This window comes from Pseudomonas sp. B111 (assembly GCF_026428275.1).
Lineage (GTDB): Bacteria > Pseudomonadota > Gammaproteobacteria > Pseudomonadales > Pseudomonadaceae > Pseudomonas > Pseudomonas aeruginosa.
The window spans coordinates 2,895,822-2,917,570 of record NZ_CP097857.1; the positions used below are offsets into that span (position 1 = coordinate 2,895,822).

Below are 21,749 nucleotides of genomic sequence, written 5' to 3' on the forward strand. Positions count from 1 at the left end.
TCAGGTGGGAATGCCTTCGCGTTTGATCTGCGGGACCGGAATGCTCAGGGCGCGCAATTGCTGGAAGACGTTCATGAATTCGCGGTTGCGCTTGATCTTGCCGTCGTCCAGCTCGAAGGAATGCAGGAAGTGGTTCTCGTAGTAACCCTCGGGATACCCGGGGAAGAGGATCTTGCCGTGGCCGTCGCACTCGACCCAGAAGTGGTTGGGATCGTCGGTCTCGAAGACCTTGATGTTGTACCACTCCCAATCCGGGAAGCATTTCAGCGACCACACCGCGTGCTCGGCCAGCTTGTCCTTGCCACGAATGACGATGGGCGAGCCGGTATCGGTGGTCCATAAACCGCCACAGCCGTCCTCGACGAAAAGTTCATGGCGGCGCAGGCGATCCTGGCCTTTGGTGTTCATATACTTGACCACCGTCTCGCGATTCTTCCTGCGCAACTCCACGGCGTCTTCGAAACCTTGGGGAATAGCATTATCGAGCATCGTCATATCTCCTCTTGAATTGGAATAATCATTAATCAGGTGGGAATGCCGTCACGTTTTATTTGCGGAACGGCTATTCCCAATGCACGCAATTTCTGCATCGGGTTCATGAACTCGCGATTGCGTTTTATCCGGCCGTTCTCGAGTTCGAAGGAATGGATGTAGTGGTTCTCGCAATAGCCCTGCGGATACCCCGGGACCAGCGCCTTGCCGCGCCCGTCGCACTCGACCCAGAGGTGGTTCGGATCCTCGGTCTCGAAGATCCGCACGTTGTGCCACTCCCAGTCGGGGAAGCAGCGCTCGAGCCACTCGGCGAGCCGCCTGAGGCTCTCATGGCCCCGGAAAACCAGGGGTTCGCCGCTTTCCGTGGTCCAGTTGCCGGCGCAGCCGTCCTCGACGAACAGGCTGTGCCGCTGCAACCGTTCGGCCCCCTTCATGCGCATGTAGTGCTCGACCGTGGCACGGTTGCGCCGCCGCAATTCCAGGTTGTCGGTAAACCCTTTCAACCGTTGGTACTCTCGCATGGTGCGAATCTCCGCCAGTTCGAATCGACTGGCATCCATACCGGAAAGAAGACATCGGGATGACAGGCCGGAGAAATTGCCGTGAAACTTTTTCCGGGCAAAAGTTACCCGCTTCGGAGCGTCTCCAAAGTTTCAACTAATGCCGAATTGCCATGACCGAATGTTTCGCCTGAAACCCAGTTGTAACCAGATTTGACAGGGGACAAACTTATAAACGCTTTTTTGCAATAGCCATAACCCCTTAAAAATTACAGGTGTGGGGCATCGATTCCGTTCTATTCTTTGGCCGGTTTGCCAAGCGTCCGGAAAGTTGCACTAGCGTGCCGGACAACAGGAGGACGGGCGCAATGGCGAAGGGGGCAGCGGGGAAACGCTGCCGGTGGGAAGGCTGCGCTCAGGCGACCGGCGCAAACGCTATCCGGCCATTCGGTGAATGGCCGGACGCTTGCGCGGCGGCCTCGCTAGGCGACGAGGCGTCGATTCAGTTGAGCAGGCCGATGGCGTAGGCCTTCATGGTGGCCTCCGCCTTGTTGCTGGAGTTGAGCTTGCGCATCGCATTGACGATATGGAATTTCACCGTGCGCTGGTCGATCGACAGGATCAGGCCGATCTCGCCGTAGGTCTTGCCCACCGCGGTCCACTTGAGCATCTCGGTTTCCCTGGCGGTCAGGCGCACATTGCTTTCCGGGACGATGCGCGGCGCCAGCAGGTCGCCGAAGGTAGCCTGCAGCATGCTGGTGATCCAGAGCAGGAAGGATTCCTTCTCCAGGATTTCCGTAGCGGCGATGCTCTCGCTGGAACGCACCAGGGACAGCATGCTGATCAGCCCGTACTTGCCGCGGACCGGGATCGACCAGCCGTGACGGATGCCGTGATGCAGCGCTTCCTCCCAGAAGAAACGGTTCTCCTGGAAGTCTTCGCCATTCCAGATCAGCGGGGTGTATTCCAGGAGACCATGGCGCACGATCGGGTCGATGGATGTGTAGTCTTCGGAGATATATCTGCTTTTCCATTCCCCTGGGTAATTGGACAAGAAATGATATTTAGGCGCGGTCAGCGGGAAAGGCGCCCGCGCACCGAATGAAAAGAATTCGAATCCATAATTACCGCATATCTCGAGAACCAGGGAGAAGAACTCTTCCTCGGTTGTTATTCTTGACAAAATCTCGAGATATCCCTCTCTCTCATCATGCATGCCAGCTTCACCAGTCAACAATCGATCCCGGCAGGATTCGGTTCTTCAGCGTTTTTATTCTTTTTTGTTTCCGTCTTATCCACTCATGACAATTCCCTTTATCAAGCCGGACCTGGAAGTACATATCGCCGCCGGCCCTGTGCGGGTGTTCCGGACGAGGTCGAGCCCATTCGCCGCCCGCCGGGCGACGACGAAACGAGGCTGAAGAGAACTTCTCGATGAGCACGGACACGAGGCGCCGCGCAGGAACTGCGCTGTGCTGGAGGGGACGGCGCCCCGGATCTTTGCGGAAACCGTAGAACGGCTCTCCGATGGGCCTCACGGCGGTCTTTCTCATTGTTCTTCTCGCACGCTCCATCGTCGTCGGGAGGGCCTCCCGACAACAAACCTTGGCCCATGGCGGGCCTCGTCGACGAGGCTCCCCGGGGACCAGAAATGGCAACTACATACTTCCCCCCCTATCTCTCCGCAGATACCTGCCCGGAAGGGCAGGTTGTCCCTGCCGGGCTGTGACAATTTAATTCGACCAGGCATTTCATTGTCCGTGCCGATTTTCACGAAGCGCATTCTGAGGCAATTAAAAAGAGCGCTCCATTCGACCATGGACAAGCTATCCACGCCTGACCGAGATCGCCTTCCGAATATAGCGAAGCGATAACCGCAGCCTGCCGAGAAGTGCTTCAGACAATAAACAGGACGCTGGCCTTTCGTATCGATGAAAGTTCCGCATGGCGTCCGCCCCTAAGGAAGAGGAGATAAATATGATTTATTACTTGATCGGAGTGGCGCTATTCATCTTCATGCTGGAACAGTTGGTTCCCGGCTGGAAATTGCCCAAGGTGAGCACCTGGGTGGCCCGGGTGATCTTCCTCAACATCGTCCAGGTGTCGATCGCCCTGCTCGCCGGCATCACCTGGAACAAATGGATGATGGGGCACAGCCTGCTGCACACCTCGGATGCCCTGCCACCACTGCTGGCCGGCTTCGCCGCCTACTTCGTCAACACCTTCGTCACCTACTGGTGGCATCGCGCGCGCCACGCCAACGACACGCTCTGGCGGCTGTTCCACCAGTTGCACCACGCGCCGCAACGCATCGAGGTATTCACCTCCTTCTACAAGCATCCGACCGAGATGGTCTTCAACTCGCTGCTGGGCAGCTTCGTCGCCTACGTGGTGATGGGCATCAGCATCGAGGCTGGCGCCTACTACATCATGTTCGCCGCGCTCGGCGAGATGTTCTACCACTCGAACCTGCGCACCCCGCACGTCCTCGGCTACCTGTTCCAGCGCCCGGAGATGCACCGCATCCACCACCAGCGCGACCGCCACGAGTGCAACTACAGCGACTTCCCGATCTGGGACATGTTGTTCGGCACCTACGAGAACCCCCGCCGCATCGACGAGCCGCAGGGCTTCGCCGGCGACAAGGAGCAGCAGTTCGTCGACATGCTGCTGTTCCGCGACGTGCACAGCCTCCCCGGAAAAACCCAGCCCGCTCCCGTCCTGGTCAAGCCCGACGTCAGGTGAACGCCATGATTCCAGACATCGATTCCCGTCTCAGCCGGAACATATTGAAATCCATCTCGTATGGCCTCCCCCTCGCCGAAGTGGTCCCCGACCATACCTATGCGCAACTGGAAACGCGCCTCGGCGAACTGAAACGCAGGTATCTGGAGCTGCGCATCTCCCACGGCGCGCGCGAGCTGCCGTTCAGCAACTACCTGTTCTACCTGATCCTCCAGTCGCGCCACCAGGAATTCGACTTCAAGCTGCGCCAGGGCAACTCGGTGGTCACCAACATCCACCGCTTCAAGAGCAAGGGACGCATCCCGTCCCTGACCACCCTGCTCCTGGCCGATGCGGTCAACGCCAAGAGCGAGCTGGAACTCAAGCATCCGGACATCCCGCAGCTCGACCGCCACGCCCGCGACATCGAGCGCTGGCTGGCCGCCGGCAACGTCATGCCGCCCAGCGAGCGGGCCCTGCGCGGCCTGGTTGAGGCGCTGGAGCGCGCCGCTGGCGAAGGCCGTCCGTTGCACCTGGTGAGCGCGGTATGCCCGGACTACTCGCACTCCAGCGATGCCGAGGGCAAGCCGCGCTACACCTTCGAGCGAGTCGGCGACCAGCCCGGCCTGGCCGGCGCCAAGCTGGTCAGCGCCGGGCAGGCGGTGGCGGAGCTGGCCAGGGCGCGCCAGGTGGAGATCCGCCACGCGATCCTCGGCGGCGAGTTCGAATACCTGTCGTTCAACCGCAACCCCGCCACCGGCGAGACCCGCGAGGGTTTCCTCGGCAAGGTCGAGCGCCAGCTCGAGCGGATCGCCGGGGCCCTGCCCTGCCCGGCCGCGACCTGCTCGTTCTTCGAGATGTGCGGCGGCGAGGACGGCTGGCACCGGGCCCACGGCGAGATCGTCCAGCGCCTGGAACAGGGCGACTACGGCCAGACCGGGCTGGACTACCCGGCCCTGGAATCGATCTTCCTGTCGCGCCTGCCGCTCTACGAAAAATGGTTCGCCAGCCAGTCGCGCGAGCAGATCTGGGCCAGCTTCGTCTCCCAGGCCGCCGAGTACGCATTGATGGGAAAACTCTTCGGCGAGCGCTTCGACAACTTCGTCGTGCTGGCCGTCGATCACTACCGGATGGAGCCGTTCTACTCGTTCTTCGCGACCGTCCCGACGCTCTACATCCGAACCGACTACCTGTAACGAGGGAGCGCCTGCGCCATGCAAGATGAACTGTTCAAGACCCGATACTCCAAGTACGGATACGGCATCGACGTGCGCCGTACCTACAAGGACCTGCCCTGCCAGCCGTTCTGGACCTGGGTCACCGGCAAGTCGCTGAACGACCGCCCGCCGCGGCGACCGAAAGACACCCTGCTCAAGCCCTGGCAGCTCTACCTGCACATCAGTTGGGGCTACGCGGTGTTCTTCCTCGCGGTGATCTACGGCCAGCAACTGCTCGCCTCGCAGCAGCCGCTGTGGCTGAAGTGCCTGCTGGGCGCGCTGATCATGTGCCTGGTGGTCAACCGCCAGCGCGGCTTCCTCCATACCTTCCACTACACCACCCATGGCGCCAGCCTGGAGAACAAGGCGCTGGCCCGCTTCACCTGCAAGTGGATCCTGTCGATCCCGATCCTGCACACCCCGCGCGACGAGTACGTGAAGCTGCACGTGAACGAACACCACAGCGTGCGCACCTTCAATACCGAGCACGACGTCGACCTGGTCTTCATGAAGCAGCACGGCTTCTACAAGGGCATGTCCGAAAGCGCCTTCTGGACCCGCCTGGTGCTCGCGCCCTTCCATCCGGCGCGGATCCTCGAGCACCTGAAGTTCCGCTTCGACGTCAGCTTCGTCTCCGCCCCGCGCCACGAGCGCGTCAGCCGGGCGCTCTACTGGGCCGCGCTGCTCGGCCTGGTGTACGCCAGCGGCTACCTGGAGGCGTTCGCGCTGTTCTACCTGTTCCCGATCTTCATCCTCACCCAGTACTCGTCGTGGATCCAGCACGTCTCCGAGCACCTCTGGTTCGCCCGCAACGAGCACGGCCTGCCGCGCTTCCTGCACTACGGCTCGCTGAGCTGGGGACGCTTCCTCGGCCGCCCCTACCCGGCCGACAAGCAGGGCCTGGCCTTCGCCCTGGCGTTCGTTCGCTGGAGCCTGGGCGTGCTGCTGATCGACATCCCGCTGCGGGTGTTCTCCTTCATGCAGGACCTGCCCAGCCACGACTTCCACCATCGCAAGCCGGGAGTGAACTTCTGGCGCATCGCGCCGGAGCGCGCGGCCAACGAGGCGCGCCCCTCGAAGTTCGGCCCGATGACCGAGACCTGGGGCATGTGGGAGAACTTCCTGATCCTGCGCGACCACCTCTGCCGCGGCCAGTCGGACCCGTTCGGAATCGTCGACTGGTACCGCGAGAACCATGCCCGGCTCGCTCCGGAGACCGATGCCGCCAACCAGCCCCACACCAACCAACCCGCATCCCAGGCTACCGCCTGATCACACAGGAAACCCCATGAATACTCAGATTGCCCAGATCACCCAGAGTCTGGCAGCCAACGGCTGCGCCTATATCACCCCCAGCGACGCGCTCTACGACGAGCAGGACTGGGAACTGATGAACCAGGTCCTGGCCAACTCCACCCTGCCGTGGGAGAAGATCCTGATCGGCGACGCCGACGAGGAGAACGACCTCTACGTGGCCCGTTTCATGACCGACCGCGACCGTCCCACGGTGGTCAACCATGCGCTGTCGGAGCTGATCATCCCGCGCGTCTGCAACGACAACGTGATGAGCCTGTTCCGCAAGCTGATGGGCGACGACGCCTTCTACGTGCGGCGCATGCAGGTGAACCGGATGAAGGCCGGCTCGTTCATCGGCCGGCACCTGGATACCGACAGCAACCCGGACTACCAGTACTCCATCGTCCTGCAGCTCGGCACCTACTTCGCCGGCGGCCAGTTCGTGGTCTACGACCGCGATGGCAATCTGCGCAACGACATCAAGCCGGAGCCGCGCTCGGTGATCATCAGCGATTGCAGCTATCCCCACGAGGTCCAGCGGGTGACCGCCGGCGAGCGCGTCTCGCTGGTGTTCTTCGTCAGTCGCCATGCGGACCGGAACCGGCGGGTCTATTGACCCGTCGGCGTGGAGACTCGAAGCGATGTCGAAGAACGCACGTTACGCCTGGCGCCTGTCCCTCGGCGGCCTGCTGCTGGGGCTACTGGCCTGCGCGGTCTACCTGCTGGCCGTCCCGCTGGGCTTCAAGTACGGCGAGATCCAGGTCGGCCATGGCCTGGAACACGAGGGGCGGATCGCCTGGGACGCCGCCGGCGTCCCGCATATCCGCGCGCAGAACCTGGAGGACGGCTATTTCCTGCTCGGCTACAGCCACGCCAGGGATCGCCTGTGGCAGATGGAGTTCGCCCGCCGCTATGCCGGCGGGACGCTCTCCGAAGTGTTCGGCGCCAAGACCCTGCCGATGGACAGGTTCGCCCGCACCCTGGGCTTCCGACGCACCGCCGAGGGCATCTACGCCAACCTGGACGCGCCCACGCGCGTCCTGCTGCAACGCTACAGCGACGGGATCAACGCCTATCTGGGGCTGGCCCCGGCGGCGCTGCCGCTGGAATTCAGCCTGGTGCGCCACGAACGGCCGGGGCCTTGGGGGCCGGTGGACAGCCTGTCCCTGCACCTGCTCTATTCCTGGACCCTGAGCGCCAACCTGGGCATGCAGTTGCAGCGCCTGGCGCTGGCCGAGCACCTGGACCTGGCGCGGATCAACGAGGTGTTCGCCCCCTATCCGGGCGAGCGGCCGCCGGCCACCCGCGACTACGCCAGCCTGTACCGCTCCCTGCGCGGCACGCCGGACGCCGGCAAGCTGCTGGGGCAACTGCCCGGTTCCAACGTCGAGGGCATCGGTTCGAACAACTGGGTGGTCTCCGCCAGCCGCAGCGCCACCGGCAAGCCGCTGCTGGCCAACGATCCGCACCTGCGCCTGACCAACCCGGCGGCCTTCTACCTGGCCAGCCTGAAGATCCCCGGCCTGAGCCTCACCGGCGCCAACTTCGCCGGCGCCCCGCTGTTCGTCATCGGCCATAACCAGCGCATCGCCTGGGGCTACACCAATACCGGCTCGCACATCCAGGACGCCTACCTGGAGCGCGTCGATCCCCAGGACCCGCGGCGCTACCTGACCCCGGACGGCTACCGGCCCTTCGAGACGCGCCTGGAACGCATCGCCGTGCGCGACGGCGAGCCGGTCTCGCTGGAGGTCCGCAGCACCCGCCACGGCCCGGTGATCAGCGACATCTACGAACCGGCGCGGCTGCCGCAGGCGCAGCGCGACCGGCTGGTGATCGCCCTCGCCTGGACCGGCCTCGACCATCACGACAAGACCTTCCCGAGCCTGCTGGCGATCAACCGGGCCGAAGGCTGGGAGCAGTTCCTCGACGCCGCCGCCGACTTCGGCGTACCGCCGCAGAACATGGTCTATGCCGACGTCGAGGGCAACATCGGCTACGTCTCCGCCGGTCGCGTACCGCTCCGCGGCGCCGACGACGACCTCCATGGCCTGGCCCCCTCGCCCGGCTGGGAGAGCCGCTACGACTGGGTCGGCTACGTTCCGGAAAGCGCCAAGCCACGCAGCCTCAACCCCCGCGAAGGGTTCATCGCCACGGCGAACCAGCGCATCGTGCCGCCCGACAATGCCTTCGACTTCGGCCACGACTGGGTCCTGCCCTACCGCTATGACCGCATCCGCGAGTGGCTCGGCAGCCCCGGCCAGCGCACCCTGGAAGACAGCCTGGAGTTGCAGAACGACGAGTTCTCCAGCGTGATGGCGAGCCTGTTGCCGAAGATGCTGGAGCAGGTCAGCGACCCCGAACTGCGCGCCAGCGAGGCCTTCGCCCTGCTCCAGGGCTGGAACCACCAGGCCGCCGCCGACCTGGCCGCGCCACTGATCGCCGGCTACTGGGTACGCGCCTTCACCCGCGAGCTGCTGCAACCGAGGATCGGCACGCAGTTGCTGGCCAGCGGCTGGAACCAGCGCAACTACGACGGATTCCTCCGGCTGATCCTCGACGGCCAGGCCGACCTGCGCTTCTGGTGCGGCCAGGAACAAGGCTGCGACCTCAAGCTGAACCAGTCGCTGCGCAGCGCCCTCGACGAACTGCGAGCCGCCCACGGAAGCGCGCCGGACGGCTGGAAGTGGGGCGAGGCGCACGCCGCCCTCGCCGAGCACGTGCCCTTCCACAAGACCCCGTTGCGCACGCTGTTCGACCTGAAGAACAACAAGGGCGGCGACAACTTCAGCGTCAACGTCGGGCGCTTCGACTACAGCGACCCGGCCAACCCGTTCAACACCCGGATCGCCGCGACCCTGCGGATGGTCATCGACCTGGCGGACTTCGACAACTCGCGCTACGCGCTGTCCACCCGCAACTCCGGCCTGCCGTTCGACGGCGCCACCGACCTCAACGAACTCTGGGCCCGCGGCGCGTACATCCGTATCGCCGACGACGCCCCCGACGCGACGGACCGCCAGTTGGTCCTGCGCCCTTCAGCCCCTTCCTCCGGCGAGCCACGACCATGACCAGCGATCCGCAGAAAAACGCCTTCGACCTCGACTACTCCAGCCGCGAACGGCAATTCCCCGAGGGCTTCAAACGCAAGATAGTCGCCGACCTGCAAGAGGGAATGCCGCAGTTCGACGTGCTGCAATACTTCGGCAACCAGCCGGATATCTTCGAGACCTACGACCACCTGGTATTGGCGACCGACCCGGAGGGCGAACGGATCATTGGCATCCTGGGCGCGAAGGACTTCGTCCGCGGCTCGACGCGCTTCCTCTACCTGTGGACGGCGATGGTGGTCGACCGCTACCACCGCACCAGCCTGTTCAAGCGGATCAACCAGTTCTTCCTGCGCCAGGTCAGCGAGCGCAACGGCGGGCTGCCGCCGCTGATCGTGGCGAAGACCTACAACCCGGTGGTCTACAACATGTTCCGCGCCCTCAGCGCGCGGATCCCGGGAGCGACGCTGTACCCGGACCTGGAAGCGCCGCGCCAGAGCCCGGACATGGTCGACCTGGCCCTCGACGTGGTCGGCACGCTGTCCGCCAACCTGCGCCTGGATGCGGAAACCGGCCTGATACCCGGCGGGCAACGCAGCGTCGCCCCGGATTTCTTCCCCCGCATGGCGATGTCCAGCCACGCCAGGACCAACGACCACTTCGTCGCCCACGTCGGCAGCAGCGACCAGATCCTCTGCATGGTCCGCCTCGCGCCCGGTGCCGAACCCTACGTGCAGCAGAGGATCATCCGGTGAGCGGACTCGCGCAGCGCTCCGACGACCCGTGGCTGGCGGCGCTGCCGGCCGCGGTGCTCTACGGCGCCTGGGCGGCCTATGCCAACCAGGACGGCGGCCTGGCCGGGATGGGCGTCGCCGCCCTGCTCCAGGGCGCCGCGAGTCTCCTGGCGACGCGCTTCGGCCTGTACCTGTTGCAATGTCTCGGCCGCCGCCACGGTCTTGCGCAACGCCAGGCGCCCCTGCTGGTGGTGCTCCTGCTGACCGCGCCGATGGCCGCGCTGCACTGGCTCTCGGGCACGCCGCATCCATTGGCGAGCGTGGCGCCATCGTTCGTCATCGGCTGGCTCTACTTCGCCCTCTGGGCGCGCCGCCGCCCGGGTCGCCGGCAAGCCAGCGGCGCCTAGCCGGCGCCCCCGCTCGAGCCGTTCCCCGTCGGCGGGATCGGCCCGTATACTCGGAGCCTTCCTATCCGCCCAAGGACGCGCCATCGCCATGCTGGAGATTCTCGGAAAGGCCTCTTCGATCAACGTGCGCAAGGTGCTCTGGACCTGCGCCGAACTGGACCTGCCCTACCGCCGCGAAGACTGGGGCAGCGGCTTCCGCGACACCCACGCGGAGGAATTCCTCGCCCTCAACCCGAACGCCATGGTGCCGGTGCTGCGCGACGGCGAACTGGTGCTCTGGGAATCCAACAGCATCATCCGCTACCTGGCCAACCGCTATGCCGGCGAACGCCTCTATCCGCAGCAGGCGGCGCCGCGCGCGCGGGTCGACCAGTGGCTGGACTGGCAGGCCTCCGACCTCAACCGCTCGTGGAGCTATGCCTTCATGAGCCTGGTCCGGCAGTCGCCGGCGCACCGCGACGCGGCCCAGGTGGAGGCTTCGCTGCGCGGCTGGACGGGCTTCATGGAAATCCTCGAGGAACAACTGCTACGCACCGGCGCCTATGTCGCCGGCGAGACCTTCAGCCTGGCCGACATCGCCATCGGCCTGTCGGTCAACCGCTGGTACGAGACGCCGTTCGAGCATCCGTCGCTGCCAGCGGTGCGCGCCTATTACGAGCGCCTCGGCGCCCGTCCCGGCTTCCTCGCCCACGGCCGCAACGGCGTACCCTGAGCGAGGCGCGCGATCACTGGCCGAGCGCCTTGTTCAGGCGCTGCGCCAGGGCGGTGGTGTTGGCGCCGGCGGTATCCAGCAGCAGGTAGTCGTAGTCGGACTTGGCCACCGGGGCGATGCGATATTGCAGGACGCCCTCGACCACCTGCTGGCCGGCCGGCACGCTGAGGGTGCCGACGCAGGACAGCACGCCGCTGTCGGGATCCTTCTCGAGGATCGCCACGTCGCGCAGCGCGCTGTCCTTGAACTCCGGCGAGCGCTCGGTGATCGCGCCCTGGAGGAAGATCCGCATCAGTTGGTCCTTCACGTCCGGCGAGGCACAGGCCTCGGCCTCCTTCTTCGCGCAGGCGCTCAACAGCAGCGCGGCGCCCAATACAGCGAGCACGGGTAGCTTCATCATCCCCTCGGGGGTCGGTTGGTGATGCGCAGTTGGACTGCGCCGCCGGCGAATGATTCCCAGGCCCCGCGCGGCGCCTGCCGCAGCCAGCACTGGCCAGCCGGCGCGTCTGCCAGTAGTCTGTCCGCCGCGCTGGCGAAGCCGGCCCCACGCCAACTGGAGCAAGACATGTACCGAGACACCGTGACCCTCACCGTCAGCGCCGAGCAACGCGGCCGCGAAAGCGAGGCCGTGGACAACCCGAACGTCGCCATCGGCCTGGAAAGCGTCGAGCCGGGCGTGCTCAAGCTGCACTTCGAAGGCCAGCTGGACGCGCCGGAGAACGCTACCCACATCTGCTTCAGCCTGACCATCGGCCTCACCTACTACGGCCCGATCCTCGACGGCGCGGCCAGCGAGAACGGCGGCTGGATGACCTTCGAGAGCGACATGCTCGACCCGGCGCAACTGGCCTGATCGACTCTCCTTCGCAGCCATCCACCATGCGGAAGGCTGCGAAGTGGCACTTTGACACCCATCCCCCGGCGGTCTATAGACAGTTGCAGAACAGACACGGAAGTGGTGGTTCAGCATGTCAACGTCTTCGACAGTTCGCCCCACGACGAGCCTTTCCGGGATATCCCAGGCCCGCTTCCAGGGGACCCTGACACACGCCTCCCCAGCCTTTCGCGGGACGACTTCTCCGCCTGCGCTCTCCCATCCCCCATGACAGCACCCGGCCGGCGACACGGGCACCGACAGCGCCAGAGCGTACCGACCGGCCTGCGTAACGGGTAGCGACCGGTCGAGTTCTGGCGCGCCGGAAAAGAATCTCCACGCGGGAATCGTCATGAAAATACTCGCCCTTCTCGCAGCCTGCCTGCTGGCAGGCTGCGCCGCCAACGCCCCGCTGCGCGATGACAGCGAATCGACCTGCGCCGACATGCGGCCTTGCAGCGACAGCTACTACGAACGCCATCCGAACTACGAGATCGGCTTCGTCGAATACAGCGAGCGCGGCAACGACTTCGCGCCTGCCAGAACGCAACGCCTGATCGACCAGCTAAAGCGCTACTCCGCCCGGGGGGACATCGCCATGGTGGTGTTCATTCACGGTTGGAAGCACAACGCGGGACGGGACGACGGCAACGTCGCCAGCTTCAACAAGGCACTCGCCAATCTCGCCTCCTCCGGGGTGCTGGGCAAACGCAGGCTGGTCGGCCTCTATGTTGGCTGGCGGGGCAAGTCGATGCATGGCCTGTATAGCGAGAACCTGACCTACTGGGACAGGAAGGCCGTCGCCGAGGAAGTCGGCCGGGGTGGCGTCGCCGAGTTGCTCGCCCAGTTGGAACGGATCGATCGCAAGGACAGGAACTATCTGGTGATCGTCGGCCACAGCTTCGGCGGCGCAATCACCCTCGGCGCACTTCACGACCCGTTGCTCGAACGCCTGCTGGCTCTCCAGGACGGTCAGCGGATACGCGCCTTCGGCGACGCGGTAATCATGCTGAATCCGGCGATAGAGGCCAATCAGGGCCTGCTGCTCAAGGAGAACAGCCTCAAGGTCGGCGCCCTGGGAACCCAGCCGCCGCCGCTGCTGTACGTCATCAGTTCGCACGGCGACAGCGCCACCCACTTCGCCTTCCCGCTCGGCCAATGGGTCGGCGTCAACCTCACCTGGAGCCAGGTGGACCTGGACAGGACCTACAACGGAACCCGCTATCGCCTCCGGGAAGAAGACCTGGATACCACCGCCCTCGGCAACTACAGCCTGTATCGGACCGCCCTGCTGATCGACCGCGAGTGCCCGCTGCCGGATGGCAGCGACAACTGCGCGCCAAGACCGCCCGAACCACGGGTGATCGACGACACCGATATCGGCAAATGGCGCTTCAGGAGCTTCTGCAGCGCGGACGGCGGCAACGCCGATCCGGCGCTGCCGCGCATGCCCTGCTACAGCAACGAGCCGGTCAACTTCATCTACACCTCGCAGTCCTTCATCGCCGACCACAACGATATCTTCAACGACCAGGTAATCGCCTTCATGGCCACCGCCGTCAGCAAGGCCATCTACGAACGCACGGCTGGCGCCTCCTACTACCGGGAGTGCCACGACCCGGTGCGGAAGAACTTCTCGTTCGGCAAGTGCTTCGACTTCCACTACCTCAAAGCCACGGCCATGCACCGGCGGCTGCAACGGCAACTCTCGGAACCCGGCACCCGCAGCGAACAGGACGTCCTCTATGAAAACCCTCTCTAGCCTGCTCCTGATCGGCTTCGCCGTCGTTCTGCTCGCCCCGCGGATGGCGCCCGCCGCCAGCGCCGCCGAAGACAAGGCCACCTATTGCGGCTCCGGCTTCACCCAGTATCTGGTTCCGGACGACGTCGCGGGCTGCTCGCTCAGCGAGGCCTGCCGCCTGCACGATATCTGCTACGGCCGCTGCGACAAGGACGGCGACCTCTACGGCAGCGCCTACTGCGCGCAAAGCGAAAAGTCCGAAGCCCGCAACATGAGCAAGCAGCAGTGCGACGCCAGGCTGCAGGCCGACATCGCCGCACAGAACGGCAACAGCCGCCTGTGCCGCGCGGTGGGAGGCGTCTACCGGGTATTCGTGAAGCACCTGGGGCAAGGTCCGTTCAATGGCCGGGAGGCACTGGACATCTACCTGAAGGTCATGCAATCGGCGCCCAGCGCAGCCGACGCCGACGCCCGCCTCGAAGCCATCCATCAACTACAGAAGCAGGGCCTGACCAACACCAAGGAAATCCGTTACGACGCCGAGCGTATCGTCATCCCACTCAACAGGCCCGTGGAATCGCCGTTGACCAACGGCTCGGACACTCTCGTCCTGCCGCGCAACCTCGACCGGGAACGGCTGCGCCAGCTGGACCAGCGGCTCATCCGCCAATGAGCCTCAGAACAGCGCCATCTGCCGGTCGACCAAAGTGGCGAAATCATCGCCGACGAACGGCAGGATGGCGTCGGCCACCGGCTGCAACTGCTTGCCCACGTAGTGCTCGTAGTCGATGGCCGAACGCCGCGCCTCGAGCGGCTCGGGACCGGCGACGCTGATCACGTAGCTGATCCAGCCGCCGCTCTGGTACTGCCGCGGGCGCCCGCGCTCGAGGTTGTAGTCGTCGGCGATGCGCGCCGCGCGCACATGCGGCGGCACGTTGCGCTGGTAATCGTCGAGGCGCCGGCGCAGGCGCTTGCGGTAGACCAGCAGGTCGTCCAGCTCGCCGGCCAGGGTCCGTCGTACGTAATCGCGCACGTAGTCCTGGTAGGGCTGGCGATTGAAGATGCGCAGGTAGAGTTCCTGCTGGAAGCGCTGGGCCAGCGGCGACCAGTCGGTGCGCACGGTCTCCAGGCCCTTGAAGACCATCTCCTCGCCACCGTCGGCGCGGCGCACCAGGCCGGCGTAGCGTTTCTTGCTGCCCTCCTCGGCGCCGCGCACGGTGGGCATGAGAAAACGCCGGTAATGGGTCTCGAATTGCAGCTCGAGGGCGCTGTCGAGGCCGAATTCTTCTTTCAGGTGCTCGCGCCACCAGTCGTTGACCCGCGCCACCAGCGCCCGGCCGATGGCCGCGGCCTCCTCCTCGGCGCGGGGGCTGCCGAGCCAGACGAAGGTGGAGTCGGTATCGCCATAGATCACCGTATAGCCCTCGGCCTCGATCAGCTCGCGGGTACGGCGCATGATCCGATGCCCGCGCAGGGTGATGGACGAGGCCAAGCGCGGGTCGAAGAAGCGGCAACCGCTGGAACCCAGCACCCCGTAGAAGGCGTTCATGATGATCTTCAACGCCTGCGAGAGCGGCTGGTTGCGTTCGCGCTTGGCCGCCTCGCGGCCCTCCCAGACCCGTGCGACGATGGCCGGCAGGCAATGCCGGGTACGCGAGAAACGGGCGCCGCGAAAACCTTCCACCGAGTGCTCGTCGTCCGGCTGGCGCAGGCCTTCCACCAGGCCGACCGGGTCGATCAGGAAGGTACGGATGATCGACGGATACAGGCTCTTGTAGTCGAGCACCAGCACCGATTCGTAGAGGCCCGGCCGCGAGTCCATGACGAAGCCGCCGGGACTGGCTTCCGGGCGCTTCTCGCCGAGGTTCGGGGCGACGAAGCCGGCGCGGTGCATCAACGGCATGTACAGGTGGGTGAAGGCCGCCACCGAGCCGCCGCTGCGGTCCGCCGGCAGGCCGGTGACGGTGGCCCGTTCGAGGAGGAAGTCGAGCAGTTCGGTACGGGCGAAGATCCGCGTCACCAGTTCGCAGTCCTTCAGGTTGTAATGCGCGAGGGCCGGCTTGTCCTCGGCGAACATGCGATCGATCTCGTCCATCCGCTGGTACGGATTGTCGATCGCCTTGCCTTCGCCGAGCAGGGTCCGGGCGACGTTCTCCAGGCTGAACGAAGGGAAGCTCCAGGTCGCCGAGCGCAGCGCCTCGATGCCATCGATGATCAGGCGGCCGGCCGCCGCGGCGAAAAAGTGGTTGTTGCGGCTGCCGTGCTCGCGCCAGCCCATTTCGTCGCCGCCACGCCCCAGGCGCAGCGGCACCTTCAGGCGCTGGGCATGCTCATGCAGGACGCGCAGGTCGAACTGCACCAGGTTCCAGCCGATGATGGCGTCGGGATCGTGCTCGGCCAGCCACTGGTTGAGACGTTCCAGCAGCCCGGCACGGCTGTCGCAATAGTCGAGGCGGAAATCCACGGCCGCGGCATCGCCGTTGGCCGGGCCGAGCATGTATACCTGGCGCTGGCCGCAGCCTTCCAGGGCGATGGAGTAGAGATCGCCGCGGGCGTTGGTCTCGATGTCCAGCGACACCAGGCGCAGGCGCGGGCGATAGTCCGGAGCCGGCTTCAGGCGCCGGGCGAGCAGGCTGCCGTCGGCCTCGACACTCGCCTCCAGGCTGACCGGCGCGGTGATGAAGCGCTCCATCAGGTAGCGCTCCGGCGGCCGGATATCGGCCTCGAACACCTCGACGCCGGCCTGGCGCAAGCGTTTCTCCAGATTCATCAATTGGCGATGCTGCTGGCAGTACAGGCCGAGCACCGGCCGCTGCTGGAAGTCGCGCAGCGCCAGCGGCCGCAGCTCGGCGCCAGTCTCCCCGGCGAGCAGGGACTCGACGCGCCCGCGCTGCTCGGCGAGGACGAACGCCACCGACGGCTGCGGCGGCAGCCGCACCTGCCGCGGGCCCTGCTCGGTCGCCAGCCAGAACGCGACTTCCGTGCCGGCCGGCGTATCGCGCCAGTGCCGGGTCAGGACGAACCCTTGCAGTAACTCCACCATCGACCCCGAATCTCTCGCATCCGCCGATTCTACCCGGCCCGCCCTGGGAACGCCGGCATCTTCGGTCAGCCGGCAGCAGCCAGGCGCTTGTAGAAATAGGTGGTGGGACAGGGCGTGCCGTCCGGCATCAGGGCGTAGTCCGGAATTTCCCCGACCCGTGTCCAGCCGGTCTTCAGGTACAGCCGTTCGGCGGCGCTGCCGCTGACCGTGTCCAGCACCAGCAGGGACTTGCCGCAGGCCCGGGCGAGCCGGTCCAGCTCGCCCATCAGCGCCTCGCCGATGCCGCGCCGACGCGCACGCCGGTGCACCAGCATCTTCGCCACGTCGGCGCGGTGCGGCTGGTTCGGCGGTTGGTCGAGGAGCAGTTGCACGGTACCGACGATCCGCCCCTCCGCTTCCGCCACCAGCAGCAGGCGTTCGTCGCCCGCCACGCTCTCGCCGACGCCGTGCCAGAAGGCCAGCGCCCGCTCCCGCGGCAACGGCCACATGAAGCTGACCGAAGCCCCACCTTCCACGCAGTCCAGCAGTACCTCGGCCAGTTCGTCCAGGCGCGCCAGGATCTCCTCGCCAGCCAGGCGGCGAATCGTCGGTTCGGTCATCGCGGGCAAGCTCCAATGCAAGGTCGAATTTCCAATATATTGGACAGTGACTATCATGGACGAGAAAAATCCGCCAGGGCCACCCATGGATATCGACGAACTGATTGCCCGACGCCTAGCCGCCCTGCGCAAGGAGCGCGAGCTGACCCTCGCCCAGCTGGCCGAACGCTGCGCGGTGAGCAAGGCGATGATCTCGCGCATCGAGCGCAACCAAAGCAGCCCCACCGCCAGCGTCCTCGGCCGTCTCGCCAGCGGCCTGGGGGTCGCCCTCTCCGAGCTGCTCGGCGACACGCAGGCGCCGGCAGAACCGCTCTGCCGGCGCGCGCAGCAGGAAGTGTGGGAAGACCCGGCCAGCGGCTACCGCCGCCGCCAGGTCGGCGCTCGCGATCCGCGCAGCGGCTGCGAAATGGTGGAAGTGGAGATCCCGGCGAACGCCCGCCTCGACTATCCCCGCTGGGGCGGCCGGCCCTACCGGCAGCGCCTGTGGCTGGTCGAGGGTGCGCTGCGGGTGGATTACGGCGAGCAGTCGTTCCACCTGCAACGCGGCGACCGCCTGGACTTCGGCGTCGACCGCGCGGTGACCTTCGCCACCGCCGGGCAAGCCTGCCGCTACCTGCTGGTGATCCTCCACGACTAGTCGTGCGGCTTTTTCCGCCGGCGCTCCGGCGACCAGTCGAGGGCGCCGACCCGGTGCAGGTAGAACAGTCCGACCAGCAGCAGGGAGACGAACAGCGTCGCCTCGACGAAACCCGGCCAGCCATTCTCCCGCAGCGACACCGCCCAGAGGTAGAGGAACGGCATCTCGATGCCGAAGATCACGAACAGCATGGCGACCAACGCGTACTTGACCGAGAAGCGCAAGCGCGACGAGCCGGTGGAATCAACCCCCGACTCGAACGGCAGGTTCTTCGCCCGGCCATGCGACCGGCCGCCCAGCACCCGGCCCAACCCCAGCATGAGCAGGCAAAGGGCGAGCGCGCCGAAGAGGTAGGCGAGCAAGGCCCAGGTCGCGGGAGCGAAGGATGCGTACATGGTGGTCACCCCTCAGCCCTGGCGGGTCGCCAGCTTGAGAATGACGATGCCGGCCACGATCAGCCCCACCGCCAGCAGCCGCAACGGGCTCGGGCTTTCGCCGAAGAGCAGGATGCCCAGGGCGAAGGCGCCGACCGCACCGATGCCGACCCAGATGGTATAGGCCGTGCCGAGGGGCAGGGTTTTCATGGAAACGGCCAGCAGGCCGAAGCTGAGGATCATGAACAGCAGGGTGACCAGGCTCGGCCACAGGCGGGTGAAGCCGGCCGACTCCTTCATGGCCGTGGCCCAGACGATTTCGAAGACACCGGCGAGCAAGAGATAGATCCACGCCATTTTCAGCCTCTCTGCAGGGTCGTCCCCGCGCAATGAAAGAGGGAAAACGGGTCGTCCCGCTTCCGGCTGAAAGTGCGTGCCGCCCGGGCGGGCGTCAGTCACCGACGGCAGCGATCCTAGCGCGTTGCCGATGGCGGGTGAACGCCTGCGCCGACGGAGTTGTTTCGCCGCGTTTCCGCGCCGCGCCCGCCGGGACGCTCGGCAGGATTGATCTAGACTTTCGCAGGATCGTGCAAGGCGTCCGTTTCGTCCTTCGCGCACACTTCGCCCGATGCATCCCTGCCTGATAAGAGATAACGCCCTGCCCGGGCCTTTCCGTGGAGAATCAGCATGCCCACCTCGCTCGTCCTGAACGGCAAGAACGTCACCCTCGACGTCGATCCCAACATGCCCCTGCTCTGGGCCATCCGGGAAAGCGCCGGCCTGCACGGCACCAAGTTCGGCTGCGGCATGGCCCAGTGCGGCGCCTGCACCGTGCAGCTGGACGGCACCGCGGTACGTTCCTGCGTGCTGCCGGTCTCCGCGGTCGCCGGCAAGCGCGTCACCACCATCGAGGGTATCCAGAGCAAGCCCGGCAAGGCCGTGCAGGACGCCTGGGTCAAGCTCCAGGTACCGCAGTGCGGCTACTGCCAGTCCGGCCAGATCATGTCCGCCACCGCGCTGCTGGAGCAGAACGCCAGCCCCAGCGACGCCGACATCGATGCCGCGATGAACGGCAACATCTGCCGCTGCGCCGCCTATGTGCGGATCCGCGCCGCCATCCACGAAGCCGCCGACACCCTGAAGGCCTGACGCCATGAACAGCAAGATCGATCTGAGCAACGCCCTGCCCGGCTCGCGCCGCGGCTTCCTCAAAGGCGCCGCGGTGGTCGGCCTGACCATCGGCTTCCAGTGGAGCGGAGCCCGGCGCGCCCTCGCCGCGGCCCTGCCGGACGCCGGCTTCGCGCCCAACGCCTTCCTGCGGATCGCCCCGGACGACAGTGTCACGGTGATCGCCAAGCACGTGGAGATGGGCCAGGGCGCCTATACCGGTATCGCCACCATCGTCGCCGAGGAACTCGACGCGGACTGGAGCAAGGTCCGCGTGGAAAGCGCGCCCGCCGACGCCAAGCGCTACGCCAACCTGGCCTTCGGCACCATGCAGGGCACCGGCGGCAGTTCGGCGATGGCCAACTCCTGGATGCAATTGCGCGAGGCCGGGGCCAAGGCGCGCGCGATGCTGGTCGAGGCCGCCGCCCGCCAGTGGCAGGTACCAGCCGCCGAACTGCGTACCCGCGACGGCTTCGTCGAACATCCGGCCAGCCAGCGCAAGGCCAGCTACGGTTCGCTGGCCGCTGCGGCGGCGGAACTGCCGGTGCCGGAAAAAGTGCAATTGAAGGATCCCAAGGACTTCCGCCTGATCGGTCACCAGGCGCCGCGCGTCGACGTTCCCGGCAAGACCGACGGCAGTGCGCAATTCACCCTCGACGTCAGCCTGCCCGGCATGCTGGTCGCCCTGCTCCAGCGCCCGCCGCTGTTCGGCGCCACGGTGAAATCGTTCGACGCCACGGCGACCAGGGCGATTCCGGGGGTGGTCGAGGTGGTCCAGGTGCCGCACGGCGTGGCGGTGGTCGCCAAGGGCTTCTGGGCGGCGAAGCAAGGCCGCGACGCGCTCAAGGTCGAGTGGGACGAGAGCAAGGCCGAGAAGCGTGGTTCCGAGGCGCTGATGGCGGAGTACCGCAAGCTCGCCGAGCAACCCGGCAAGCCCGCGCGCAGGGACGGCGACGCCGCCAAGGCGGTGGCCGGGGCGACCCGCAGGATCGCCGCCAGCTACGAGTTCCCGTTCCTTGCCCATGCGCCGATGGAGCCGCTGGACGCGGTGGTCAGGCTGACCGCCGACAGCTGCGAGATCTGGGCCGGCGACCAGTTCCAGACCGTCGACCAGGGCAACGCGGCGCGCACCGCCGGGCTGAAGCCGGAGCAGGTGAAGATCAATACGCTCTACGCCGGCGGCAGCTTCGGCCGGCGCGCCAACGCCTGGTCGGACTATATCGTCGAGGCGGTATCGATCGCCAAGGCGCTGGGCGCCAACGGCGTGCCGGTGAAGTTGCAATGGACCCGCGAGGACGACATCCACGGCGGCTTCTACCGGCCGATGTACTACCACCGGCTCGAAGCCGGGCTCGACGCCGACGGCAAGCTGGTCGGCTGGCAACATCGCATCGTCGGCCAGTCGATCCTGGAAGGCACGCCGTTCGCCGCGGTGATGGTCAAGGACGGCGTCGACGCCACCTCGGTGGAAGGCGCCGCCAACCTGCCCTATGCGGTGCCCAATGTCTCGGTCGAGCTGAGCACCACCCAGGTCGGCGTGCCGGTCCTGTGGTGGCGGGTGGTCGGCAGCTCGCACACGGTCTACGCGGTGGAGGCGTTCATCGACGAGGCGGCGCAGGCCGCCGGCAAGGACCCCTATCTGTTCCGCCGCGACCTGCTGGCAGAGCAGCCGCGCCTGCGCGGCGTGCTCGAACTGGCCGCGGAAAAGGCCGGCTGGGACCCATCCAGGCCGCTGCCCGCCGGGCGCGGGCGCGGGATCGCGGTGACCGAGGCATTCAAGACCTTCGTCGCCCAGGTGGTCGAGGTCTCGGTGGACAAGGACGGCAAGCTGAAGGTCGAGCGGGTGGTCTGTGCGGTGGACTGTGGCATCCCGATCAACCCGGACGTGATCGCCGCGCAGATGGAGGGCGGCATCGGCTTCGGCCTCGGCGCGATCCTGCACAGCGCGATCACCCTGAAGGACGGCAAGGTCGAGCAGAACAACTTCGACGGCTACCAGGTGCTGCGGATCGCCGAGATGCCCAAGGTCGAAGTGCACATCGTGCCCTCCGGCGAAGCGCCCACCGGGGTCGGCGAACCCGGCGTGGCGCCCATCGGCCCTGCGCTGGCCAATGCGATCTTCGCCGCCACCGGGCAACGCCTGTACAACCTGCCCTTCCCCACCTCCTTCGCCAAGGCCTGA

General features: G+C 66.0%; 22 protein-coding genes. 14 read left to right on the forward strand and 8 right to left on the reverse strand.

Translation table 11 applies throughout. From position 1 onward, the window contains the following. From phzB to qscR, 3 genes are all read right to left on the reverse strand, one after another. Complete coding sequence (gene phzB / locus M6E97_RS13365; protein ID WP_003115119.1) at positions 1-489, reverse strand: phenazine biosynthesis protein PhzB; 489 nt, start codon at positions 487-489, stop codon at positions 1-3. Between the two features lie 35 nt (positions 490-524). Then, positions 525-1,013, reverse strand: a complete 489-nt coding sequence (gene phzA / locus M6E97_RS13370; RefSeq protein WP_009877875.1) for a phenazine biosynthesis protein PhzA — start codon at positions 1,011-1,013, stop codon at positions 525-527. A 481-nt stretch (positions 1,014-1,494) separates the two neighbouring features. Then, positions 1,495-2,208, reverse strand: a complete 714-nt coding sequence (gene qscR / locus M6E97_RS13375; protein ID WP_003118960.1) for a quorum-sensing transcriptional repressor QscR — start codon at positions 2,206-2,208, stop codon at positions 1,495-1,497. A gap of 761 nt (positions 2,209-2,969) precedes the next feature. Here qscR and M6E97_RS13380 point away from each other — a divergent pair. The 8 genes from M6E97_RS13380 to M6E97_RS13415 all read left to right on the forward strand — a co-directional run bounded on the left by M6E97_RS13380 (position 2,970) and on the right by M6E97_RS13415 (position 11,132). After that, positions 2,970-3,737: a sterol desaturase family protein gene (locus tag M6E97_RS13380; RefSeq protein ID WP_003102692.1), complete on the forward strand. Its 768-nt coding sequence runs from the start codon at positions 2,970-2,972 to the stop codon at positions 3,735-3,737. A 5-nt stretch (positions 3,738-3,742) separates the two neighbouring features. Beyond that, positions 3,743-4,912 (forward strand): hypothetical protein, encoded by a 1,170-nt coding sequence (locus tag M6E97_RS13385; protein ID WP_003088150.1) that lies wholly within the window; start codon positions 3,743-3,745, stop codon positions 4,910-4,912. An 18-nt stretch (positions 4,913-4,930) separates the two neighbouring features. Further along, a complete protein-coding gene (locus tag M6E97_RS13390; RefSeq protein ID WP_003102695.1) occupies positions 4,931-6,205 on the forward strand; it encodes a fatty acid desaturase in 1,275 nt (424 codons plus the stop codon). A 16-nt stretch (positions 6,206-6,221) separates the two neighbouring features. Continuing rightward, entirely contained in the window at positions 6,222-6,845 is a 624-nt protein-coding gene (locus M6E97_RS13395; RefSeq protein WP_009314568.1) for a 2OG-Fe(II) oxygenase, read from the forward strand. Positions 6,846-6,870: 25 nt separating this feature from the next. Then, entirely contained in the window at positions 6,871-9,300 is a 2,430-nt protein-coding gene (locus M6E97_RS13400) for a penicillin acylase family protein (protein ID WP_034005907.1), read from the forward strand. Continuing rightward, positions 9,297-10,034: a hypothetical protein gene (locus M6E97_RS13405; RefSeq protein WP_003088145.1), complete on the forward strand. Its 738-nt coding sequence runs from the start codon at positions 9,297-9,299 to the stop codon at positions 10,032-10,034. The genes M6E97_RS13400 and M6E97_RS13405 overlap by 4 nt, the downstream gene beginning before the upstream one ends. Beyond that, on the forward strand, positions 10,031-10,420 hold the full coding sequence (locus tag M6E97_RS13410; RefSeq protein ID WP_003088144.1) for a hypothetical protein: 390 nt from the start codon (positions 10,031-10,033) through the stop codon (positions 10,418-10,420). Before M6E97_RS13405 ends, M6E97_RS13410 begins: the two co-directional genes overlap by 4 nt. Positions 10,421-10,508: 88 nt before the next feature. Then, complete coding sequence (locus M6E97_RS13415; protein ID WP_033938083.1) at positions 10,509-11,132, forward strand: glutathione S-transferase family protein; 624 nt, start codon at positions 10,509-10,511, stop codon at positions 11,130-11,132. Positions 11,133-11,145: 13 nt separating this feature from the next. Here M6E97_RS13415 and M6E97_RS31130 read toward each other — a convergent pair whose 3' ends face one another. Further along, complete coding sequence (locus tag M6E97_RS31130) at positions 11,146-11,532, reverse strand: hypothetical protein (protein ID WP_003115740.1); 387 nt, start codon at positions 11,530-11,532, stop codon at positions 11,146-11,148. A gap of 165 nt (positions 11,533-11,697) precedes the next feature. Between M6E97_RS31130 and M6E97_RS31135 the strand changes: the two genes are divergently transcribed. The 3 genes from M6E97_RS31135 to M6E97_RS13430 all read left to right on the forward strand — a co-directional run bounded on the left by M6E97_RS31135 (position 11,698) and on the right by M6E97_RS13430 (position 14,420). Next, positions 11,698-11,985, forward strand: coding sequence for a hypothetical protein (locus tag M6E97_RS31135; protein ID WP_003088136.1), 288 nt, complete (start codon positions 11,698-11,700; stop codon positions 11,983-11,985). A 373-nt stretch (positions 11,986-12,358) separates the two neighbouring features. Continuing rightward, the gene (locus tag M6E97_RS13425) at positions 12,359-13,768 is read left to right on the forward strand and encodes an alpha/beta fold hydrolase (protein WP_003132715.1); all 1,410 of its coding nucleotides are present in this window, start codon (positions 12,359-12,361) and stop codon (positions 13,766-13,768) included. Further along, positions 13,752-14,420, forward strand: a complete 669-nt coding sequence (locus tag M6E97_RS13430) for a hypothetical protein (protein ID WP_003114946.1) — start codon at positions 13,752-13,754, stop codon at positions 14,418-14,420. Before M6E97_RS13425 ends, M6E97_RS13430 begins: the two co-directional genes overlap by 17 nt. Positions 14,421-14,423: 3 nt before the next feature. On the opposite strand, the gene M6E97_RS13435 is transcribed toward M6E97_RS13430, so the two are convergent. Together M6E97_RS13435 and M6E97_RS13440 are read right to left on the reverse strand one after the other, a co-directional pair. Next, positions 14,424-16,787 carry a DNA polymerase II gene (locus tag M6E97_RS13435; RefSeq protein ID WP_003122806.1) on the reverse strand — a complete coding sequence of 788 codons (2,364 nt, stop codon included), beginning with the start codon at positions 16,785-16,787 and terminating at the stop codon, positions 14,424-14,426. A gap of 68 nt (positions 16,788-16,855) precedes the next feature. Further along, a complete protein-coding gene (locus M6E97_RS13440; RefSeq protein WP_003110485.1) occupies positions 16,856-17,389 on the reverse strand; it encodes a GNAT family N-acetyltransferase in 534 nt (177 codons plus the stop codon). Between the two features lie 85 nt (positions 17,390-17,474). Here M6E97_RS13440 and M6E97_RS13445 point away from each other — a divergent pair, with 85 nt between their 5' ends. Beyond that, the gene (locus M6E97_RS13445) at positions 17,475-18,026 is read left to right on the forward strand and encodes a helix-turn-helix domain-containing protein (RefSeq protein WP_003132721.1); all 552 of its coding nucleotides are present in this window, start codon (positions 17,475-17,477) and stop codon (positions 18,024-18,026) included. On the opposite strand, the gene ndhC is transcribed toward M6E97_RS13445, so the two are convergent. Then, positions 18,023-18,421: an NADH-quinone oxidoreductase subunit A gene (ndhC, locus tag M6E97_RS13450; RefSeq protein ID WP_033990114.1), complete on the reverse strand. Its 399-nt coding sequence runs from the start codon at positions 18,419-18,421 to the stop codon at positions 18,023-18,025. The two genes, M6E97_RS13445 and ndhC, sit on opposite strands and share 4 nt — an antisense overlap. A 12-nt stretch (positions 18,422-18,433) precedes the next feature. After that, the gene (locus tag M6E97_RS13455; RefSeq protein ID WP_003102734.1) at positions 18,434-18,757 is read right to left on the reverse strand and encodes a DMT family transporter; all 324 of its coding nucleotides are present in this window, start codon (positions 18,755-18,757) and stop codon (positions 18,434-18,436) included. Positions 18,758-19,087: 330 nt separating this feature from the next. Between M6E97_RS13455 and M6E97_RS13460 the strand changes: the two genes are divergently transcribed. After that, complete coding sequence (locus tag M6E97_RS13460) at positions 19,088-19,549, forward strand: (2Fe-2S)-binding protein (protein ID WP_003102736.1); 462 nt, start codon at positions 19,088-19,090, stop codon at positions 19,547-19,549. 4 nt (positions 19,550-19,553) lie between these two features. Then, entirely contained in the window at positions 19,554-21,749 is a 2,196-nt protein-coding gene (locus M6E97_RS13465) for a xanthine dehydrogenase family protein molybdopterin-binding subunit (protein ID WP_023875495.1), read from the forward strand.

What these genes read in the sequence shown, in the direction of transcription:
- phzB (WP_003115119.1), bottom strand. Translation starts at nt 489, where the DNA reads ATGCTCGATAATGCTATTCCCCAAGGTTTCGAAGACGCCGTGGAGTTG.
- phzA (WP_009877875.1), bottom strand. Translation starts at nt 1,013, where the DNA reads ATGCGAGAGTACCAACGGTTGAAAGGGTTTACCGACAACCTGGAATTG.
- qscR (WP_003118960.1), bottom strand. Translation starts at nt 2,208, where the DNA reads ATGCATGATGAGAGAGAGGGATATCTCGAGATTTTGTCAAGAATAACA.
- M6E97_RS13380 (WP_003102692.1), top strand. Translation starts at nt 2,970, where the DNA reads ATGATTTATTACTTGATCGGAGTGGCGCTATTCATCTTCATGCTGGAA.
- M6E97_RS13385 (WP_003088150.1), top strand. Translation starts at nt 3,743, where the DNA reads ATGATTCCAGACATCGATTCCCGTCTCAGCCGGAACATATTGAAATCC.
- M6E97_RS13390 (WP_003102695.1), top strand. Translation starts at nt 4,931, where the DNA reads ATGCAAGATGAACTGTTCAAGACCCGATACTCCAAGTACGGATACGGC.
- M6E97_RS13395 (WP_009314568.1), top strand. Translation starts at nt 6,222, where the DNA reads ATGAATACTCAGATTGCCCAGATCACCCAGAGTCTGGCAGCCAACGGC.
- M6E97_RS13400 (WP_034005907.1), top strand. Translation starts at nt 6,871, where the DNA reads ATGTCGAAGAACGCACGTTACGCCTGGCGCCTGTCCCTCGGCGGCCTG.
- M6E97_RS13405 (WP_003088145.1), top strand. Translation starts at nt 9,297, where the DNA reads ATGACCAGCGATCCGCAGAAAAACGCCTTCGACCTCGACTACTCCAGC.
- M6E97_RS13415 (WP_033938083.1), top strand. Translation starts at nt 10,509, where the DNA reads ATGCTGGAGATTCTCGGAAAGGCCTCTTCGATCAACGTGCGCAAGGTG.
- M6E97_RS31130 (WP_003115740.1), bottom strand. Translation starts at nt 11,532, where the DNA reads ATGATGAAGCTACCCGTGCTCGCTGTATTGGGCGCCGCGCTGCTGTTG.
- M6E97_RS31135 (WP_003088136.1), top strand. Translation starts at nt 11,698, where the DNA reads ATGTACCGAGACACCGTGACCCTCACCGTCAGCGCCGAGCAACGCGGC.
- M6E97_RS13425 (WP_003132715.1), top strand. Translation starts at nt 12,359, where the DNA reads ATGAAAATACTCGCCCTTCTCGCAGCCTGCCTGCTGGCAGGCTGCGCC.
- M6E97_RS13430 (WP_003114946.1), top strand. Translation starts at nt 13,752, where the DNA reads ATGAAAACCCTCTCTAGCCTGCTCCTGATCGGCTTCGCCGTCGTTCTG.
- M6E97_RS13440 (WP_003110485.1), bottom strand. Translation starts at nt 17,389, where the DNA reads ATGACCGAACCGACGATTCGCCGCCTGGCTGGCGAGGAGATCCTGGCG.
- M6E97_RS13445 (WP_003132721.1), top strand. Translation starts at nt 17,475, where the DNA reads ATGGATATCGACGAACTGATTGCCCGACGCCTAGCCGCCCTGCGCAAG.
- ndhC (WP_033990114.1), bottom strand. Translation starts at nt 18,421, where the DNA reads ATGTACGCATCCTTCGCTCCCGCGACCTGGGCCTTGCTCGCCTACCTC.
- M6E97_RS13455 (WP_003102734.1), bottom strand. Translation starts at nt 18,757, where the DNA reads ATGGCGTGGATCTATCTCTTGCTCGCCGGTGTCTTCGAAATCGTCTGG.
- M6E97_RS13460 (WP_003102736.1), top strand. Translation starts at nt 19,088, where the DNA reads ATGCCCACCTCGCTCGTCCTGAACGGCAAGAACGTCACCCTCGACGTC.
- M6E97_RS13465 (WP_023875495.1), top strand. Translation starts at nt 19,554, where the DNA reads ATGAACAGCAAGATCGATCTGAGCAACGCCCTGCCCGGCTCGCGCCGC.